The following is a 1,415-nucleotide window of genomic DNA, read 5'->3' as shown; positions in this document are numbered from 1 at the left end:
TGTACGTCCCTGATATAGGTTGACCACAAAAGTCAATTTATATGAAAGCAAATTTAAAGAATGTTCGAAAGAATCGACATTATTCAGAGGATTTTAAACGGGAAATAGTTTCTATTTTTGAAAGCGGTAAGTTTAGTGTTCCTCAATTGGAAAAACTTTATGGAATCAGTAATGTTACGATTTATAAATGGATTTATAAATTTTCTACCTTTAACGAAAAAGGATTTAGAGTTATTGAAATGAAAGAAAGTAGTATTGATAAACTAAAACAGCTCGAACAGAAGATAAAAGAGTTGGAACAAATTGTTGGTCAAAAGCAAATTAAGATTGACTATTTGGAGAAAATGATTGATATTGCCAAAGACGATTTGAATATTGATATTAAAAAAAACTACAACACCCCACAATCAACTGGTTCAGAATCCACAAAGAAGAAGTAAGTTTTTCTTTAAATAAGCTTTATAAAATCGTTGGAGTTAGTAAACAAGCCGTAAATCAATATTCTAAAAGACAAGCTGTTTTTGATAAAAACATTCAAGATTTAATTCTAGAAGCTGAGGATTTAAGACAAGAACACCCTGGTTGTGGGGTTGAGAAGATGTACAACACACTGAAGCCCGATTTTATTGGCAGAGATAGATTCATAGATTTGTTTATGGATTTGGGCTTTCGAATTAAAAAGAAAAAGAATTATAGGAGAACAACTTATGCCTCATCAATTTACTACCCAAATTTGATAAAAGGGATGCAATTAAATGCTCCCTCTGTAATTTGGCAGTCAGATATCACATATGTAGCAGTTGGGGATAAGTTCTATTATGCAGTATTTATAATCGATGTTTATACAAAGAAAATAGTGGGCTATCAAGTATCGAATCATATGAGAGCCACTGCAAATATTAACGCACTAAACCAAGCTTTAAAAGACAACCAAGCTCCATTAATTCATCATTCTGACAGAGGAAGCCAATATATCTGCAAGGAATATAATGAATTGCTTAAAGACAATAAAAGTAAAATCAGTATGGCGCTCTGTGGACAAGACAATGCTTATGCTGAAAGAATAAATAGAACAATAAAAGAGGAATATTTGGATTATTGGAACCCAAAGACATTTGATCAATTAAAGAAATGTGTAAAAAAAGCTGTAAATCATTACAATAACACAAGACCTCATAACAATATTGGCAAATTAAGTCCGATGGAATTTGAAAGCAAGTGGTTTAATGATAACTCTTTTTACAAACCGATTTTAACTATTTTTGATAATGAAAATTCAGAACGTGGCATAAAACGAGAATAACTTTTTTTGGCTTTTTAAATGAGCCAAAAAGTTATTTCCCATTTTAGCCCTAAGAATACTATTGAAAAGAAAACAATTAAAAAACGGTCAACACTAATCAGGGATGTTCAAT

General features: G+C 31.0%; 2 protein-coding genes. Both read left to right on the top strand.

The annotated features are described in order from the left end of the window. Positions 1-41: 41 nt before the first annotated feature. Positions 42-440 (top strand): transposase, encoded by a 399-nt coding sequence (locus tag ACZIX2_RS14205; protein ID WP_463340752.1) that lies wholly within the window; start codon positions 42-44, stop codon positions 438-440. Continuing rightward, positions 407-1,303, top strand: a complete 897-nt coding sequence (locus ACZIX2_RS14200) for an IS3 family transposase (RefSeq protein WP_463340753.1) — start codon at positions 407-409, stop codon at positions 1,301-1,303. Before ACZIX2_RS14205 ends, ACZIX2_RS14200 begins: the two co-directional genes overlap by 34 nt. Positions 1,304-1,415 lie beyond the last annotated feature (112 nt).

This window comes from Flavobacterium riviphilum, from assembly GCF_055231795.1.
The sequence above is the reverse complement of the archived record's forward strand: the minus strand, read 5'-3'. Positions and strand labels throughout refer to the sequence as shown.